Raw genomic sequence first — 17,449 nt, forward strand, 5'->3', positions numbered from 1 at the left:
GCTCGAGCGCCTGCTCGCCGGCCGATCCAAACGCAGCCGCCTTCGCGCCAGGTTCCGGCGGCCCGGAAAAAATTCACTCCGCAAGAGAAAGGCTAACCGCATATGACATTCCCAAGACTTCTTGCCATCGGCTGTATCATTGTCAGCACCGCGATCGGCTGGTTCATCCTCGGCACCAGCGTTGTCGTGCGCTCGGGTGGTTCGGTGGACAAGTGCAGCCCGGCTGTGACCGGCGGGTGGGGGCCCATCATGATCCAGCCGCATCCCGTGACGTATTATAACTCGCCGGGAAGCGCGGACGGCCGTCATCTGGTTCAGCCTTCGCAAAGCGATGTCTCGGTTGATTTGCGCTACGAACCGAAGAAAAAGGGGTTGCTTTGGTACCGCACCTACCTCGTCGATTTTCGCGGCGAATACAGTGTCCAGAATCCCACTCAGATCACGCAAACGATCTATGTCCGCTTCGAGTTTCCCGCCGCGGAGGCAAGCTACAGCGACTTCTCTTTCACCATCGATGGCAAACCGGCCGCGGGAAATAATAAGACCGCGGAAGGCATTACCGACGCGGTGACGCTGGCGCCCGGGGCAAGCGCGAAGTTCGTGGTCGCCTACAAGTCCCGGGGGACCGAGCGCTGGGGCTACACCTTTGGCAACAGTTCGCGAATCCAAAATTTCCGCCTCGGCATGACGACGGACTTTGCCGAGTTCGATTTTCCCGCCGGGACCGGATCGGCCACCGAGCGGACGCGGACCTCCCAAGGCTGGCATTTCGTCTGGTCGTATCCCGACGTGATCAATGCCCAGTCGATCGCGATGGGGATGCCGTCAGTGGCGAACCCGGGTCCGGTCGCGTCGCGAATGTCATTTTTCGCGCCAGTGTCGCTCCTCTTCTTTTTCGCGGTGCTGGTTCTGATGGGAATGGTCTGGCGGATCAGCCTCCACCCGATGAACTATTTCTTTCTCGCGGCCGGCTGCTTCGCCTTCCAGTTGCTCTTCGCCTATCTCGTGGACCTGGTTCCGCTGGCCCTGGCTTTCGGAGTTTCCGCTCTGGTGTCGCTTGTCCTGGTGAACGGCTACCTTTTCGCCGCCGCTGGACGCCGCTACGCGCAGCTTGGCGCGATCGCGCAATTCGCCTACATGATCCTGTTCAGCTACAGCTTCTTTTTCGAAGGACTAACCGGCTTGACGATCACCATCGGCGCAATCGTGACCCTGGCGCTCCTGATGGCCGCAACGGCGAAAGTAAATTGGGCTGGCAAATTCGGTGCAAAGTCGAGCCCAGCGGTGTTCCCGCCGCCTATCCCGACCGCATGACGGCGAGAACGAGGAAAAAAGCGAACGGCTATTTAGCTTTCGCCGGCACGGGAATGACGTAATTGCCGTCTTTCTCCGCGACAAAATTCTCGGTCGAGCTCGAGGAACTGCCATTGGCGTCTTTGGTCTCCACCGAGATTTTGAGTTTCTTGGTCGGTTTCAATGGGAGCTGAGTCTTGCTGCCGTTAGGTCCTGTCTGAATTTCTCCTGCTTTTTTTACATCTTCCGGGGTGAGATCGACGAGCTCGATCTTCGATATCTTGGCCGTGCCAGCGCCCTCTGACTGCATCATTTTGAAAAACTCGAGCGCCATCGGATGTGCGTCCTTGGTGTAAAGAAAGGACTCAAGCGTAGCCTTGTCGCCCTTTTCGAAAGCGGCCTTGTATTTATCGAGGAAGGCTTTTTCGTCCGCCGGCGAGCCAGCGTGCAGGAAAAAGGCGGAGAGCGTCAGGAGAAGAGCGGGCAGAAATAATCTTGTTTTCATGGGTGTATCATTAAGGGTTTAGGTGTTTGGGTATCGACCCCGTTGCCAGTGGTTATTCTTTCTGGAAGATCCGTTGTCCTTCCACGGACATGCCGTGGGTGAGTTTGAGGTGGAGATGATCGCTGAGAAATTCGTCGACTGAGATCCACCGGCCGTCGATTTCAATCCGCTTTGTCCAGGCGCAAATCTTGAGCAGGCCTTTTCGCAGTTTTACTACCTCGGCCGAGGCCTCGCCGAGCTGGCGTTCGCTCTCCTTGCGACTGGTGATGTCTTGAATCTGACTGATGAAAAAACGGGGCTTGCCTTTGTCATCCCGCGCCAGCGACACGCTCAAGAGCACCCAGACAATTGCGCCTCTTTTGTGGAAGTACCGTTTTTCCATCTGGTAGGCGTCGATCTTTCCCGCCAGCATCTTTTTCACATTGGCCAGATCGAGATCGAGATCGTCCGGGTGAGTGATGTCCTGGAAAGTGCGCTGGAGCAATTCCTCCTCGGAGTATCCCGTGATCTCACAGATGGAACGGTTCACTCGGAGCCATTTTCCATCCGGCGCTACCAGTGCCATGCCGATGGCCGCGTGCTCGAAGGCGTTCTGGAAAAGGCCATCTTCGGACAGCGAGGGCGCAGCAGAGGCACGCGACTTTGAAGACATGACAGCGGAAAGAAGCTGAAAACGCTAGCGGGAGACCGGCGCGGTGTCCATACCGGATAATGCCGAGGCCTGCGCAATGCGATCAACTCGCAGGGACGCCGGTTTCGAAAGTGCTTCCGACAAACTTGTGGGCGGCCGCCCGCTCAGGTATGATCGCTCCATGTCGTACCGCAATCTTCTTCTCGTCGCCCTGGTCTTTTTCGCGACCTCTGTTGTGGCCCCGGCTGCTGACTGGCAGACGGATTTTGCCAAGGCCCTTGAGAAAGCGAAGGCAGAAAACAAACCCGTTTTGCTGGACTTCACCGGGTCCGACTGGTGCGGCCCCTGTATCGAATTAAACAACCAGGCGTTCTCCCGGCCGGAATTTCTCACTTACGCCGATAAACACCTTATCTTGGTCGAGGTCGATTTCCCGAAAAGAAAGAAGCAAACCGTCGAAGTGATGAAGCAAAACGAGCGCCTCTACAAGGAATTTGGGATCGAAGAGAAGGGGTACCCAACCATTGTTCTGCTGGATCCGGCCGGCAAAGTCGTCGCTGAGTCTTCCGGCTATTCGGGCGAAAATGCCGCGGACGTCATTGCCTGGGTCGAGGCGAAGACAAAAAAATGATGGTGCCGTCGCGGAGTTTGGCACGTCCCGAGGCGCTCGATTCCCGGCCGGGATTGGCGTCTGGCATAAGGCACATTGGGTGGATCGCGCGCTACGTCGCGCGATTTTTGACGCGTCGGATTTCTTTCGAACGGCGAATCTCCGCAGCGAACGCTGCAGTCATCGAGCGCGTAGCGCTCGATCCACCTTGAGACACGGCTTGATGAGCGGGGAAATTCGAGGCAGCTGTCTCTGCGGGGGAGTGCGCTTCGAAGTGGATCAGCCCTTTCTGCGAGCCAGCCATTGCCATTGCGATCGTTGCCGAAAACATTCCGGGACGGCCGTCTGCACGCAGGCGCGCGTCCTGAAGGAAGGATTCAAGCTGCTCCAGGGTGGAGAGCTAATCCGGGTTTATGGCAAAGGGGAGGGAGCCGTGAAGGCGTTTTGCGAGACCTGCGGTTCGAGCCTTTTCGGCGGCGACTGGCCGGACGGCGATCAGGTTTCCATTCGGATGGGCGCGTTTGACGATGACCCGGGCATCCGGCCGCAATTTCATACTTACGTGGATTCACGGGCGCCCTGGGACGAAATCACGGACGATCTTCCGCAACATCGCGAAGCATGGAGCGGCGCTTGAACCGCGGTTGACGAAAGCCGCCATTCCGCCGTTGTATTCTGATCATGCCCGCTGCTTCCCTTCGCGCTTTGCTGGCGCGCTCGATCGATTACGCGGGAATGTTCCCGCCCTGCGCTCTCGCACTCGAGCCGGCCCTGGCAAATCAAGCGCGCTACGTTCGCATGGAGGACAATTGGATGCTGAACGCGTTCGTTCTGCCGGTGGCGCAGTTCGAGGCCGCAAAAAATTTGCTTTCCCTGTTCGAACCAGCGCATCCGCTTTCGGTCTCTGCGCTGGGCCCGACGACGGAGAATGCGACGGCATTTCGCGCTTCGCTTGTCGAGATTCACGCGGCTATTCGCGCTCTCGCAACGCACAACGTCGATCTGGTTTCGATCAACCAGCTCGAAATGTTTTTGCCCGACGATGCCGATGCCGGCGTATTGGAAGAGGCCCGGTCGATCGTGGGAGATTTACCGGTGTTCTGGGAAGCACCGGCGGACAGGGCGGAACGAACTATTGAGTTACTCGCGGAACACAATTCCAACGCCGATTATTCGACCTTCGGCTACAAGATGCGCACGGGGGGAGTGACCGCTGACGCTTTTCCAACTTCGGCGCAGATTGCTCCCGCCCTGGTTACACCCTCGACCCATCAGGTTCCGGTCAAATTCACGGCCGGGCTGCATCACCCGCTTCGGCAATATCGGGAGGAGGTGCAAACCAAGATGCACGGCTTTCTGAATGTGCTGGGGGCGGCCGTGCTGGCAGCGGAACACAGATGGGAGGCCGCCCAGGCTGCGGCCATGCTCGAAGACGAAAACGCCAGCTCGTTCCGGTTCGAGGAAGAATTCTTTGCCTGGCGCGATTGGAAGATCGACACGGACCGGCTGGAAGACCGCCGGCGATGCGTCACCACATTCGGCAGTTGTAGCTTTGATGAACCGCGCGAAGATTTGCGCGCCCTGAAATTTCTCCAGTGATGGCTGCTCCCTTCAAATCATTCATCGAAGTCGCACCGGATTCGCATTTTCCGATCCAGAATATTCCGTTTGGAGTTTTCAAACCGGGGCAGGAACCGGCGCGGGTTGGGGTGGCGATCGGCGATTTGGTTCTCGATCTTTCCGTTCTCGAGGAAGCCGGGCATTTCGATTTACCCGAATTTCAGAAACGCCGGGTGTTTTCCGAGAGCGCGTTGAACGCATTTCTCGCGCTCGGCCAGCCGGCGTGGCGCAAGGCGCGCGAAGTGATCCAGCAATTGCTCGCCGCGGAGACCGCGACTGTTCGGGATGACGCAGGGTTACGCGCTCGGGCTTTCCACGCGCAAACCGATATCACGATGCTATTGCCGGCCCGGATCGGCGATTACACCGATTTTTATTCGTCGTATCACCACGCCCATAATGTCGGGACCATGTTGCGCGGTCCGGAGAACGCGCTGATGCCAAACTGGAAATGGCTTCCGGTGGCCTACCACGGCCGGGCCAGCTCCATCGTCGTGAGTGGCGCGGAGGTGCGTCGGCCTTACGGGCAAACAAAGCCGCCCAACGCCGAGACGCCGGTTTTTGGACCGAGCCGGAGTTTCGATTACGAACTCGAAACGGCGTTTTTCATTGGCCCCGGCAATCCACTCGGCGCGCCGATCCCGATCGAGCGCGCGACGGAGCATATTTTTGGCCTTGTCCTGATGAACGATTGGAGCGCGCGTGATGTCCAGGCGTGGGAATACCAGCCGCTGGGACCTTTCCTGGCCAAGAATTTCTGCACCAGCATTTCGCCCTGGGTTGTTACCCTGGATGCCTTGGAAGCGTTTCGGAAATCGCTGCCTGCCCAGGACCCGGAGCCGCTCCCGTATTTGCGGGCGCCGAATGATTACACCTATGACATTCAGCTCGAGGCGCGGATCCAGACCGCGTCGATGGGGGATCCGCATGTCATCACGCGGACGAATTTTCAAAACCTTTACTGGAGCATTGCGCAACAGCTCGCCCATCACACGGTTAATGGCTGCAATCTTCAGCCGGGCGACTTGCTGGCGAGCGGAACAATCAGTGGGCCGACGGAAGATTCGCGTGGCTGCATGCTGGAGTTGACCTGGCGGGGAGCAAATCCTCTGGCGTTACCCAATGGCGAAACCAGAAAGTGGCTGGAAGATGGGGACAGGCTGACCATCACAGGCTGGGCGCAGGGCGACGGGTATCGGATTGGCTTCGGCGAAGTGACGGGACGCGTCCTACCCGCCTCATAACAGGAAGATGATGGCGGCTCAGAGCCGCTCAATCGTCTCCACCATGCGCTGCCTCATCTTTGTGTCAGGTAGGTTTCCGACGCCGCCCTGCATGTTGTCTTCCAAGTGACGGGCGTTGCTCGTGGCGGGAATCGCGCAGGTCACTGCGGGATGAGCAATGATCCACTTGAGAAGAAACTGGGCCCACGAAGAGCAGTCGAATTCGGCGGCCCACGCCGGCAGCGGTTTCTGGCGGACGCGAGCGAAGAGGTTACCACCGGCAAACGGGCGATTCACGATGACCGCAACGCCGCGTTCCTGGGCGAGGGGTAGAATTTCCCTTTCGGCCTCGCGTTCGAGAAGCGAATAGTTGATCTGCACGAAGTCGACCTTTTCTGCGCGAAGAAGCTTCGCTACCTCCGGGTAGGCGCTGGAAGTGTAGTGAGTGATTCCGAGGTAACGGGTGTGATCCCGAGCTTTCCAATCACGCAAGGTTGCGAGATGCGTCGCGGCATCGACCAGGTTGTGCACCTGCATCAAATCGATGCGCTTCGTCTGGAGTTTCGTGAGCGATTTTTCCATCGAGGCGATGCCTTGCTCTTTTCCGGTCGTCCATACTTTCGTCGCCAGGAAGAGCGATTTGTGTAATCCGAGTTTCGTGGCGATCTCGCCGACGACCTGTTCGGCCCGGCCATACATCGGTGATGAATCCACGATCCGGCCGCCCAGTTTCACGAAAAGGCCCATCACCTCCTCGAGCGGTCCGCGTTCAGCGGGATTTGGCCCAACGTCAAACGCCTGCCACGTGCCGAGGCCAATTACCGGGACCGATTCCTTCGAAGAGGGAATGATGCGTTCCAGGATGGAGAGCTTTTCCATGGCGTTCGTTTTCCCGGCGGCGAGGACGGTGTTCGCCAAAATTGCGCCCGCCGCGCTTCGACCGAGCAAACGGGCGGCTTCGCGGCGCGACATTTTCTCGGCCTTCATCCGCGCAGGTCAATATCGAAACTGATAGTTAGCTGACGACAGGTTGCCGACGTGGGTCAGACCGTACGGCATGATTACATAACCGCGCAGTTTTCGTTGGTTTCGCTTGGAGACGAAAATGCCGCCCTCGTGAGGCAATCCACCATAAAAGGAGCGCTCCCGAATCTTTTGCGGCGCCCGGTAGTAGTAGCCATTGCCGTCCTCCGAATCGAGAACGTAGACGCCGCGGGGAAAGTGAAGTGTTGAAGCGGAAGCCTCGGAGCGCAGTTCAAGGTAGTGCGGCGCGGACCTCGTGGCCGCTTGATCCACGGGATGACGGCGGTCAGTTCCGCCGCAGGCGGTAAGGAAAAGCGTCGCGCCCAAACTGGCGATTATTAATAAGGTCCGCATAGCGTTACTTCCAACCGTGGAGAATACCGCCGATGATCGCGCCGCCAATCGTCCCAATGATGAGGATCGGCGCGTAGGCTTTGGTGATAAGCGCGCTGGGGATGCTTAGGAGAAGTCCGAAAACCACTCCGACCAGCCAACCGGGCCAGGGCAGTACGACGCAGCCAATCGCGAGACCTATTCCAAATCGGCTCGTAAAGGCTGCGAGCAGCGCGGTGGGTTTGTCTGGAAATTGCATTGGCAACATCGTCGCGACAGCGATCGCGCCGAAGATCAAACCGCTAATCAGACCGCCAGTGAGGTTTCCCATGGGGTGATTCAGCGCGCCGGTCGCCTCAGCGTCAACGATAAAGAGCGTTGAATGGTTTGAAGGAACGGCGCTGAGGCGCGCCGTCTCCAGTTGCGCTCCTCGGAAACGCCCACCATGCTCCTGGTTCGCATGACATCCACCACTCGAAGAAATTTCATCAAGGTCTCGGCCGCGGCCGGCGGCGCTCTCACTCTCGGATTTCCTGGCCCGGCGCGGGGAGAAGAAAAGCCCAAGCCGATGCGCATTCTTATCCTTGGAGGCACGGGCTTTACCGGACCGTTCCAGGTTCGTTATGCCCTTGAGCGCGGACATAAGGTTACCGTTTTCAACCGGGGCAAGACGCATCCGGGTGAGCTGCCCGACGGGGTCGAACAACTGATCGGCGATCGTAACGGCCAGCTCGATGCCTTGAAAGATCGCAAATGGGATGTCGTAATCGATAACCCGACGTCTGTTCCCGTCTGGGTGCGTGATGCTGCCCAAGTCCTCAAAGGCAACGTGGAGCGCTACGTCTTTATCTCCACGATTTCCGTGTACGGCGATACCACGAAAGCGGGGATCGAAGAAAACGCGCCCCTTGCCAAATACACCGGCGCAGACGCCATGAAGGAATCGCGCGAAAGCATTATCGCGTCGAAATTCGCGTTATATGGACCGCTGAAGGCGCTGTCGGAGCAGGAGGCGGAGAAATGGTTCCCGAAACAGACCCTGATTGTTCGGCCGGGTCTGATTGTCGGGCCTCGTGATGAGACAGACCGGTTCACTTACTGGCCCGTGCGGATCGATCGCGGGGGAGAGGTTATGGCGCCGGGCGATCCCAGCGATCCGGTTCAGTTCATCGACGGGCGCGACCTGGCGGAGTGGGTCATTCGCATGGTGGAAAAACGCGAGACCGGCATCTATAACGCCACCGGCCCGGACAAGACCCTCGGAGTGGGCGCGATGCTCGAAGGAATCAAGAGCGCCAACAAATCGAGCGCGAATTTCACCTGGGTGAACACCGACTTTCTTGAAGCCGAGAAAGTCGCGCCGTGGTCGGACATGCCTGTCTGGGTGCCGCCCCGCGGCGAGGAGGCGGGAATGGGGCGAATCAGCATCAAAGCGGCTCTCGGCAAGGGACTAACTTTTCGTCCTCTCGCCGAGACAGCGCGGGATACGCTGGCCTGGTTCAAGTCGCAGCCGGCCGAGCGCCAGGCAAAGCTAAAGGCCGGGCTTTCGCCCGAGCGCGAAAAGGAAGTTCTCGCTGCCTGGCATAAGCGCCCCTCCTAGCCTGCCTTGGAGCTAGCTGAGAGACTGCCATGAAAAAATTCGTCGCAGGCACTCTAAAGAAATTCGTCGATGTTCGGCCAGGCGAGGTCCGTGCCCTCTGGCTTGCCTTTCTTTTCAATTTCGTTGTCCTGGGCGGCTACTATGTCATCCGCCCAATTCGAGATGAAATTGGCGCGAGCAGCGGCATCGAGAATCTACCCTGGATGTTTACCGCGGTGCTTATCACCATGCTGGTGGCCAACGCTCTTTTCGCCGCCATCGTCGCGCGCATGTCCCGTCGGCGCTTCATCCCGATCGCCTATCGTTTCTTCATCGCGAATCTCGTTATTTTCTACCTGCTGATGCGCGCTCTTCCCTCGGCGCAGCAACCACTGCTCGCGCGTTGCTTCTTTGTCTGGGTCAGTGTGTTCAATCTTTTCGCCACCACTGTTTTCTGGGCTTTCATGACCGATCTCTTCACGGCCGAGCAGGGAAAGCGGCTCTTTGGTTTTATTGCGGTCGGCGGATCGCTGGGTGGAATTCTCGGCCCCATCATCACCGCATCTCTGGTCCATCGCGTTACCACCGGAGTATTTCTCCTTATTTGTGCGGTCATGCTTGAGATCGCGGCCCAGGCGGTGCGCTTTTTTCCGTCGAATCCCGCCGGCCAGGAGCAGCCGCAGTCGCAGAGTTCCGAGAAACCGATGGGAGGAACTGTCTGGGAGGGCCTCGTCCATATCTGCCGGTCGCCTTACCTGATGGGACTGCTTGTCTTCATCCTCCTCTATACCTCCACCTCAACCTGGGCCTATTTTCAGCAGGCCGATCTGACTAAGTTTCAAATTCAGGACAGCGCCACCCGCACCGCTTTCTTCGCCAAGCTCGATCTCGCGGTCAACACGCTCACCGTTCTGATCCAGATTTTTCTCACCGGGCGGTTGCTGAAATGGCTTGGGGTGGGGCCAACCCTTGTCCTGATGCCGGCGCTGAGCCTGATCGGTTTTGCCGCTATTGGTTTCACGCCTATTCTAGTTGTGCTCGCCGTTTTTCAGATCGTGCGCCGGGCCGCCACTTTTGCCCTGACGCGACCGGCACGGGAAGTCCTTTTCACCGTCCTGCGGCGCGAGGACAAGTACAAGGCGAAGAGTTTTATCGATACGTTTGCCTACCGGGCCGGAGATCAAATCGGCGCATGGTCGTATCGCGGTCTGCATGATCGCGGCTTCGACATTAGCGCCACGAGCTTCATCGCGGTCCCTTTCGTTGCCCTTTGGTGCGGGCTCAGCATCTGGCTTGGCCGAAAACAGGCCACCATGGCCCGTCTTCAGGCATCTGCCAGCTGACCAGCTGAGTTACTCTATCGGTAGGGTGTGTGTCGAAATGGGCGGTGAGGGTTTCGAACCCCCGACCTACTGGGTGTAAACCAGCCGCTCTACCACTGAGCTAACCGCCCGTCGAAGTTTTCCAGTATAACTAGGTAATGAAACCGTGCTTGTAATTTCTTTTGGTATTCTTCTTCTACGTTGAACAAGTAACTACGTCTAGCTTGGTCAAGTTATTGTAGTATTTCGCTTGCAGTTCCTGGATCGATAGCTATCTACTGCACCATGGACTTATCTCTTCAAAAACTAACGCAAGCACTTTCCATCAGGCAGCAGATTGCCGCGCTCGAAAATCGGTTGTCGAGTCTCTTTGGTGGCTCAACCAGTTCCGGTGGCGCGCGGCGATCCCGCCGTCGCTCCGGAGGTACTCGGCGCCCGATGTCGGCTGCTACCCGCGCCAAACTGGCCGCCGCCGCCAGGGCGCGCTGGGCGAGACGGAAAGGAACTACCGCCTCGGCAGCAAAGCCGCCGGCTAAGACAGGTGGCCTCACGGCCGCGGGCAGAAGGAAGCTTTCCGAAGCCATGAAAGCGCGCTGGGCCGCGAGGAGAAAAGCTGGCGGAGGTAGCCCTGCCAAGTCGTCCGGTAAGAAAGGTGGCGGCCTTACTGCCGCCGGCCGGAGAAGGCTTTCGGAAGCGATGAAGGCCAGATGGGCGGCCCGACGAAGAGCTGCTGGAAGGAAGTAGCCGAAATTTCGACTTAGTGCATCAACGCGAGCTTCCTTTCGGAGGCTCGCGTTGATTGCTTTTAGGAGACAGCCGTCAATTCCGAATGGGCATCCCGAGTGGTCCGGGTCGCGACTTATTCAGGTCTGGCCGATCCAGGTAGCAGGAGCGATCTCTTCCCACCGATCTCGGATCGCGGTGAATTCCGCATCGCTTAACAGGCCGGCTTCAACCATTTTTGCGTTTTGCGACCAGCGTTCGGGTTTTGCGGTTCCCACAATGGCCGTATGAACACCGGGAACGCTGAGAGTGAACCGCAACGCGTGGGCGATCGATTCCTCGAGATCGCGCTGCCGGATGAATTCATAATGAAGTTTGCGCAACCTGTCCCAGTAAACGTGATGATAGGAATCGATGGGCTTGTGATTCTCTTTCCAGGCCGCATTGGCGATCGGACGCTTGGCAATAACTCCTAGCTGCTTTTGCCGCGCGAGGGGCAAGGTCAGCTGGAGCGCTTCCTGGTCCGCGATGTTGATCGACGTTTGCAGGGTATCAAACGCGCCGGATTCTACCGCGTATTTCGCCGCGAGACTGTCGCCGCTGTAGCCTAGGTAGCGCGCGAATCCTTTTTCCCGTGCGGTTTGCAGCGCCGTGATCGCGTCCCCTTTTCGCAGGACGGCTTCCGAACAACCATGGAGCTGGATAAGATCGAGACGATCGGTCTTCAACCGCCGCAAACTTCGCTCGATGCTTTCGAGCAGGGACGGCGGCGACCAGTCTTCGCTTCCCACGCCGCGGGGATGGCCGCACTTGGTAAAAAGATAATAGTCCGCCCGGCGATCGCCAACGGTCTTCCCGATGAGCTCTTCACTCCCTTCATAGCATTCGCCCGTGTCGATCACATTCAGTCCGGCATCAAGCGCGCTGCGCAGAAGGCGTTCGACGGTCTCCGGGGTCGCTCCTTCGAACCCAATCTCGGCGCCACCAAAACCAAGGACCGAGACCTGCATGTCCGTCTGGCCGAGCTGCCGCTTTTCCATCTTTTAATTGTAAGACGTTTCCCGAAAACGCCAATTTCTCAGGACCGCAGGCTTTAAAACACGAGCCGCGTCCTGCCGCGGCCGCGCTCGATCCGGCCGATGCGCTTCGCTTTGAGACGCCGCGCGGTAACTTCCGCGTTTTTTTCCGCCACCATCGCCACCATGCCGATTCCCATGTTGAAAACCTGGTACATCTCGGCCGGATCGACGTTTCCCTGTCGCTGGAGGTACTCAAAGATGGCCGGAACACGCCAGCTTTTGGTCTGGATGACCGCGTCACAATCCTTCGGCAGAACGCGCGGCGGATTATCGATCAACCCGCCGCCGGTGATATGGGCAAGACCGTGAATGGTTCCGGCGGGCAATTTCGCCAGAAGCGGCTGGTAATTCCGGTGGACCCGCAGAAGCTCCGCGCCTAACGAATGCTTGAGTCCCGGAATTTTGGAGGCAGGGGTCAGGCGCATTGTTTCGAAAAGAATCCGGCGCGCGAGAGAATAGCCATTGGTGTGCAGACCGTTCGAGGGAAGCCCGAGGACGACGTCGCCCGGCTTGATTTTGCTCCCATCGATCATGCGCGATCGCTCAACCACGCCCACGATGCAGCCCGCCAGGTCGTACTCGCCCTTCCGATACATGCCGGGCAATTGCGCCGTCTCTCCGCCAATCAAGGCGCAACCTGCCTGTTTACACCCTTTCGTGAGTCCGCTCAGCAGCTCCGCAAAAACGCGGGGCTCCAGCTTGGCCGCGCCGATGTAATCGAGGAAAAAAAGCGGCCGGGCTCCGAGGACTGCGATGTCGTTGACGCAGTGGTTAACCATATCGGCGCCAACGGTGTCATGGCGGTCGAGCGCAAAGGCGACCTTCAGTTTCGTCCCGACACTATCGACGCTCGCGACCAGCACCGGTTCGCGCATTCCGGAAAAATTCGGAGCAAACAAGCCGCCGAAGCCGCCAATTTTTCCCAGCACTTCCGGGCCATGTGTGCTTTTGACGCGCGCTTGGATGCGGCGCTTAACCAGATTGCCCAGGTCAACGTCTACGCCGGCGCGCGCGTAAGCTTTCTTTTTCTTGATCATGTCGAGCGGATTCGATTCTGTCTTTGTAGGGCAACCGCCTCGGTTACCAAGTCCTCGGCAGGCGGTGCGCCTGCCCTACAATCATTTCAAGTTCGCGAAGAGGTTTGGGTGTCCTTCTTCCGCAGCCAGCGCTTTCGAGCGGCCCTCGCGTTTTTCCATGATGAATTTGTCGAGCTCCGGATCGACGGGCAGCGGGTAGTTACCGGTAAAACAGGCGAGACAAAACTTGTCTACCGGTTTGCCCGTCGCGCGGACCATTCCTTCCACATCCAGATAACCGAGGCTGTCGACCCCGAGGTATTTGCAGATCTCCTCCATTGGCATTTGGTTCGCGATCAGTTTTTCCGGATCGGGAAAGTCGATCCCGTAATGGCAGGCGAAACGGTGCGGCGGGCAACTCACCCGCATATGCACTTCCTTCGCGCCCGCTTCCCGCAGGTTCACGACGCGGGCCCGCGCGGTCGTGCCCCGGACGATCGAATCGTCCACCACCACGACGCGTTTTCCTTCCACTGCTTCCTTGATCAGGTTCAATTTCACCCGGACATCGAAATCGCGGATGAGCTGGCTGGGCTGAAGAAAGGTCCGCCCGATGTAGTGATTGCGGACGAAGGCGTGCTCGTAGGGCAAATTCAATTCCTGGGCGAAACCAAGGGCGGCATAATTCCCCGAGTCGGGCACCGGCACGACGATGTCCGCGTCGACGGGGAATCTCCTCGCAAGCTCGCGCCCCATTTCGGTGCGGACCTTGGCGACGTTAATGCCACCGATGATGCTGTCCGGCCGCGCGAAGTAAACGTACTCGAACATGCAGAACGCCTCCGTCTGCTGGGGGAACGGCCACTCGGAGCGAATGCCGTCTTCACTGATGATGACGACTTCGCCCGGTTTCACTTCGCGAATGTATTCAGCGTGGACGAGATCGAAGGCGCAGGTCTCGGAGGCCAGAATGTAGGCGCCGTCGAGCTTGCCAAGAACCAGCGGGCGGAAGCCGAACGGGTCGCGCACGCCGATGATCTCGCGTTCGCTCATGATGACGAGGCTGAACGCGCCTTCGAGCCGGCGGAGCACGCTCAGGGGCGTCCCGCCATTCTTCGAGGGCTGGGCGAGGAGGTGCGGGATGATCTCGCTGTCGGCTGTGGTTTGGAAAATGGAACCTTTTCGCTCCAGCTCGTCACGGAGAAGCGCGGCGTTGATGAGATTGCCGTTATGGGCCACCGCGATTTGGCCGCGGAAACAGTCGACCACGAACGGCTGCGCGTTTTTCAGGGTGCTGGATCCGGTGGTGGAATACCGTGTATGTCCCACCGCGCGCGTTCCCGCCAGCCGATCCAGCTCCTCGGCTCCGAAAACCTGCGACACGAGTCCCATGTCGCGATGCAGTTGAAAGGTCGACCCGGGGCCCTTGCTCGTGACGATGCCGGCGCTTTCCTGGCCGCGATGCTGGAGCGCGAAGAGCCCGTAATAGGTCAGGACGGCGGCGTTCGGGTGGCCGAAGACCGCGAAGATGCCGCACTCGTGCTGGGGAAACGGATGCGTTTCCGGCGTTTTAATTTCCTTCGGGAAATCAGGCGACATTGTAGGCGTACATTCCATCAACCGAGCCTAGGTTCAATCACTCCTTCGGCTCGGTTCCAATAATATTCTGGTGTCGGCGCGACATTCGGCTAAAACGGAGGGGCAATGGGCGATTTCTCCCCGGTTCAGGTCACCGCTCCGATTGTCAGCGCCGGACTGAATTGCTGGCAAATCCGCAACTTCTATGTGACGGCGCAGCCGACCGAAGCCGGCCTTGCCGTAGCGCGCGAACTGGGGATTCAGTCCGTCATCTCTCTTAGGGACGCCACGGAGATCGCCAAGCCTCCCTATCCGGCTTTCGACCCAAAAGAAGACACGACGCTCACCCAGTTGGGAATGAGTTTTGCAAACATCCCGTTTCCCCATGGAATGCCCCAGGATCAATTCAATATCAGGGCCGGAGCTGTGCTGGCCGTGCTCAATCAACTTCCTAAACCGTTGCTGATGCACTGCTCGAGCGGCGATCGCGCCTCGGCGCTCTGGGCTGTCCATCTCATCGTCAACTGCGACCTCACTAACGAGGAAGCCGTCGCTTACGCAACGTTGAGTGGCCTGGCTGTCTTCCTGCCCTACGTCCAAAACTTCCAGGCGTAAGCGGTATTTTTTGCCGCCTCAATCCGCAGCCAGAGTTCGTTCGATGGAATTGTCCCAGTCGTCGTGCAACTCAGCGACGGGCCAGCGCACCGATTCCTGGTCGATGGCGATTGAAAGAGATTCACCTCCCGTCACGCCCAAGCGTTGCGCCGGCGTGCCGGATTTCTTGAGCCGTTCCAAGACCTCGGCGGCTTTGTCCTCCGCGACCGAAATCAGAATCCGGGATTGCGACTCGTTGAAGAGGATTTGTTCGATCCGCAGGGCGTTGCTATCGAGACGGATTTCGGCGCCGAGGAGTCCCGCCGGATTGAAGCAGCACTCCGCCAACGCGACGGCGAGGCCGCCCTCGGAGCAATCGTGGGCGCTCCTGACCAGCCCGGCTCGAATCAGTTCGCGGACCGAATTTTGGACGGCAAGTTCACGCTCGACGTCGAGCCGGGGAGGCAACCCTTGCTTGCGGCCGTGGCAAACCTTCAGGAAATGGGTCGCGCCCATCTCGTGGCCGATTTCGCCCACGAGAATAACGACGTCCCCCGCGGCTTTGAAAAACTGTGTCGTGATATGGGCTTCGTCGTCGATCAATCCGACCATTGCGACGGTGGGCGTGGGGTCGACCGCACCAGCGGGGCTTTCATTATATAAGGAAACATTTCCGCCAACGACCGGGGTGCCGAAGGCGCGGCAGGTTTCGGCAAGACCCTCCACCGCTTCCCGCAACTGCCAGAAGTTTTCGGGCTTGTATGGGTTTCCGAAATTCAGATTGTCGGTCACGGCGAGGGGCGCTGCTCCCGAACAGGTGAGATTGCGCGCCGCTTCGGCGACGGCGATGCGCCCGCCCTCGCGCGGATCCAGCGCGCAATAGAGCGAATTGCAATCGGTGGTCGCAGCCAAAATCTTGTTTGCTGCCCGGACCCGGAACACCGCGGCATCCGATCCCGGCCAGACCACGGTGCCGGTTCGGACCATGTGGTCGTATTGGCGATAAACCCAGTTCTTGGAAGCGATCGTCGGTTCGCGCAGCAGTTGGCGAAGAGATTCAACCGCGGATTTCGCGGATGACTCGGATATTTTCTGCATCCAATCCGCGTCATCCGTGTTATCCGCGGTTCCTTTCTTCGCTTCCCGCGAATAGAGCGGCGCTTCATCCGCGAGCGGTTTCGCTGGAATTTCGGCGGCCAGCGATCCGTTGTTTCGGACGCGCATCATGCCGTCATCCGTGACCCGGCCAATCTCCGCGCACGGCACATCCCACTTATCGAAAATCTCTCGCACGACATTCTCCTTGCCGCGCTTGGCAATGATCAACATGCGCTCCTGCGATTCGCTGAGCAGGATTTCGTATGGCGTCATCCCCGGCTCGCGCTTGGGAACCTTCGCCAGGTCGATTTCGACGCCGGTCCCGCCGCGGCTGGCGGTTTCGCAGGTCGAACAGGTCAACCCGGCCGCTCCCATATCCTGGATGCCGGCCACCGCGTCCGTCGCCAGAAGTTCGAGGCAGGCTTCCAAAAGCAGCTTTTCCTTGAACGGGTCGCCCACCTGGACGGCGGGCCGGTCCTGCTTCGATTCGTCCGTCAACTCTCGCGAAGCGAACGCCGCGCCGGCCAGCCCATCGCGACCGGTTTCGGCGCCGACATAAAAGACCGGGTTGCCAACTCCACTCGCCGCGCCGCGAGCCAGTTGCTCGTGGCGCAGCACGCCCAGGCAAAAAACATTCACCAGCGGGTTTCCTTCGAAGCTCTCGTCGAAATAAATTTCGCCGCCGATCGTCGGAAGGCCGATGCAGTTTCCGTAATGCGCAATCCCGGCGACGACGCCACTGAACAGGCGGCGGTTTGACTTCACATTCGGCGAGTTGCCGGTGATCGGGCCAAAGCGCAACGAATTCAGGCAAAACTCCGGGCGCGCGCCCATCGTGAAAATATCGCGAATGATCCCGCCGACGCCGGTGGCCGCGCCCTGGAACGGCTCGATGGCGCTCGGATGATTGTGGCTTTCGATCTTGAACGCCACCGCCCACCCGTCCCCGATATCGACGACGCCCGCATTTTCCTCGCCGGCCTTCACCAAAATGTTCGGGCCCGAGGTGGGAAATTTCTTCAATTCGCGCCGTGAATTTTTGTAGGAACAATGCTCGCTCCACATTACGGAAAAAATGCCGAGCTCGGTGAAATTTGGGTCGCGCCCCAGAATTTCTTTGATGCGTTCGAATTCCTCGGGCATCAGGCCGTGTTTGGCGACAATTTCAGGGGTGACTACTGGATCAGTTGTAACGGACATCTGTTGCGCACGTTAGCTGATG

At 58.8% G+C, this 17,449-nt stretch carries 17 protein-coding genes and 1 tRNA gene; 8 read left to right on the plus strand and 10 right to left on the minus strand.

The window, feature by feature from the left end; genetic code table 11:
• The first annotated feature begins 102 nt into the window (after window positions 1-102).
• Window positions 103-1,314, plus strand: coding sequence for an inner membrane CreD family protein (locus VJU77_07730; GenBank protein ID HKP03244.1), 1,212 nt, complete (start codon window positions 103-105; stop codon window positions 1,312-1,314).
• A 28-nt stretch (window positions 1,315-1,342) separates the two neighbouring features.
• On the opposite strand, the gene VJU77_07735 is transcribed toward VJU77_07730, so the two are convergent.
• Window positions 1,343-1,798, minus strand: coding sequence for a hypothetical protein (locus tag VJU77_07735; protein HKP03245.1), 456 nt, complete (start codon window positions 1,796-1,798; stop codon window positions 1,343-1,345).
• A 52-nt stretch (window positions 1,799-1,850) separates the two neighbouring features.
• A complete protein-coding gene (locus tag VJU77_07740) occupies window positions 1,851-2,450 on the minus strand; it encodes a PAS domain S-box protein (GenBank protein ID HKP03246.1) in 600 nt (199 codons plus the stop codon).
• Between the two features lie 160 nt (window positions 2,451-2,610).
• Here VJU77_07740 and VJU77_07745 point away from each other — a divergent pair, with 160 nt between their 5' ends.
• From VJU77_07745 to fahA, 4 genes are all read left to right on the plus strand, one after another.
• A complete protein-coding gene (locus tag VJU77_07745; protein HKP03247.1) occupies window positions 2,611-3,060 on the plus strand; it encodes a thioredoxin family protein in 450 nt (149 codons plus the stop codon).
• Window positions 3,061-3,247: 187 nt separating this feature from the next.
• Window positions 3,248-3,676 (plus strand): GFA family protein, encoded by a 429-nt coding sequence (locus VJU77_07750; GenBank protein ID HKP03248.1) that lies wholly within the window; start codon window positions 3,248-3,250, stop codon window positions 3,674-3,676.
• 44 nt (window positions 3,677-3,720) lie between these two features.
• Window positions 3,721-4,638, plus strand: coding sequence for a hypothetical protein (locus VJU77_07755; protein HKP03249.1), 918 nt, complete (start codon window positions 3,721-3,723; stop codon window positions 4,636-4,638).
• Entirely contained in the window at window positions 4,638-5,903 is a 1,266-nt protein-coding gene (gene fahA / locus VJU77_07760; protein ID HKP03250.1) for a fumarylacetoacetase, read from the plus strand. The genes VJU77_07755 and fahA overlap by 1 nt, the downstream gene beginning before the upstream one ends.
• Before the next feature lie 18 nt (window positions 5,904-5,921).
• On the opposite strand, the gene VJU77_07765 is transcribed toward fahA, so the two are convergent.
• Genes VJU77_07765 through VJU77_07775 form a run of 3 tightly spaced genes read right to left on the minus strand, consistent with a single transcriptional unit; the run spans window position 5,922 to window position 7,569 of the window.
• The gene (locus VJU77_07765) at window positions 5,922-6,869 is read right to left on the minus strand and encodes an aldo/keto reductase (GenBank protein HKP03251.1); all 948 of its coding nucleotides are present in this window, start codon (window positions 6,867-6,869) and stop codon (window positions 5,922-5,924) included.
• 9 nt (window positions 6,870-6,878) lie between these two features.
• Window positions 6,879-7,259, minus strand: coding sequence for a hypothetical protein (locus VJU77_07770; GenBank protein HKP03252.1), 381 nt, complete (start codon window positions 7,257-7,259; stop codon window positions 6,879-6,881).
• A gap of 4 nt (window positions 7,260-7,263) precedes the next feature.
• The gene (locus tag VJU77_07775; protein ID HKP03253.1) at window positions 7,264-7,569 is read right to left on the minus strand and encodes a hypothetical protein; all 306 of its coding nucleotides are present in this window, start codon (window positions 7,567-7,569) and stop codon (window positions 7,264-7,266) included.
• Window positions 7,570-7,698: 129 nt separating this feature from the next.
• Between VJU77_07775 and VJU77_07780 the strand changes: the two genes are divergently transcribed.
• Both VJU77_07780 and VJU77_07785 read left to right on the plus strand, forming a co-directional pair.
• Window positions 7,699-8,838 (plus strand): NAD-dependent epimerase/dehydratase family protein, encoded by a 1,140-nt coding sequence (locus tag VJU77_07780; GenBank protein HKP03254.1) that lies wholly within the window; start codon window positions 7,699-7,701, stop codon window positions 8,836-8,838.
• 29 nt (window positions 8,839-8,867) lie between these two features.
• A complete protein-coding gene (locus VJU77_07785; protein ID HKP03255.1) occupies window positions 8,868-10,160 on the plus strand; it encodes an MFS transporter in 1,293 nt (430 codons plus the stop codon).
• Between the two features lie 38 nt (window positions 10,161-10,198).
• Here VJU77_07785 and VJU77_07790 read toward each other — a convergent pair.
• The 4 genes from VJU77_07790 to purF all read right to left on the minus strand — a co-directional run bounded on the left by VJU77_07790 (window position 10,199) and on the right by purF (window position 14,556).
• Window positions 10,199-10,270: transfer RNA gene (locus VJU77_07790), tRNA-Val, on the minus strand.
• Between the two features lie 732 nt (window positions 10,271-11,002).
• Entirely contained in the window at window positions 11,003-11,902 is a 900-nt protein-coding gene (locus tag VJU77_07795; protein HKP03256.1) for an aldo/keto reductase, read from the minus strand.
• A gap of 53 nt (window positions 11,903-11,955) precedes the next feature.
• Entirely contained in the window at window positions 11,956-12,978 is a 1,023-nt protein-coding gene (gene purM, locus VJU77_07800; GenBank protein ID HKP03257.1) for a phosphoribosylformylglycinamidine cyclo-ligase, read from the minus strand.
• Between the two features lie 81 nt (window positions 12,979-13,059).
• On the minus strand, window positions 13,060-14,556 hold the full coding sequence (gene purF, locus VJU77_07805; GenBank protein ID HKP03258.1) for an amidophosphoribosyltransferase: 1,497 nt from the start codon (window positions 14,554-14,556) through the stop codon (window positions 13,060-13,062).
• Window positions 14,557-14,661: 105 nt separating this feature from the next.
• Between purF and VJU77_07810 the strand changes: the two genes are divergently transcribed.
• Window positions 14,662-15,150: a sulfur transferase domain-containing protein gene (locus tag VJU77_07810; protein ID HKP03259.1), complete on the plus strand. Its 489-nt coding sequence runs from the start codon at window positions 14,662-14,664 to the stop codon at window positions 15,148-15,150.
• Window positions 15,151-15,168: 18 nt separating this feature from the next.
• Here the strand turns inward: VJU77_07810 and purL are convergent, their stop codons facing one another.
• Window positions 15,169-17,427, minus strand: coding sequence for a phosphoribosylformylglycinamidine synthase subunit PurL (gene purL / locus VJU77_07815; protein ID HKP03260.1), 2,259 nt, complete (start codon window positions 17,425-17,427; stop codon window positions 15,169-15,171).
• Window positions 17,428-17,449: the final 22 nt, after the last annotated feature.

Source organism: Chthoniobacterales bacterium (assembly GCA_035274845.1).
Classification (GTDB): Bacteria; Verrucomicrobiota; Verrucomicrobiia; order Chthoniobacterales; family UBA10450; genus AV80.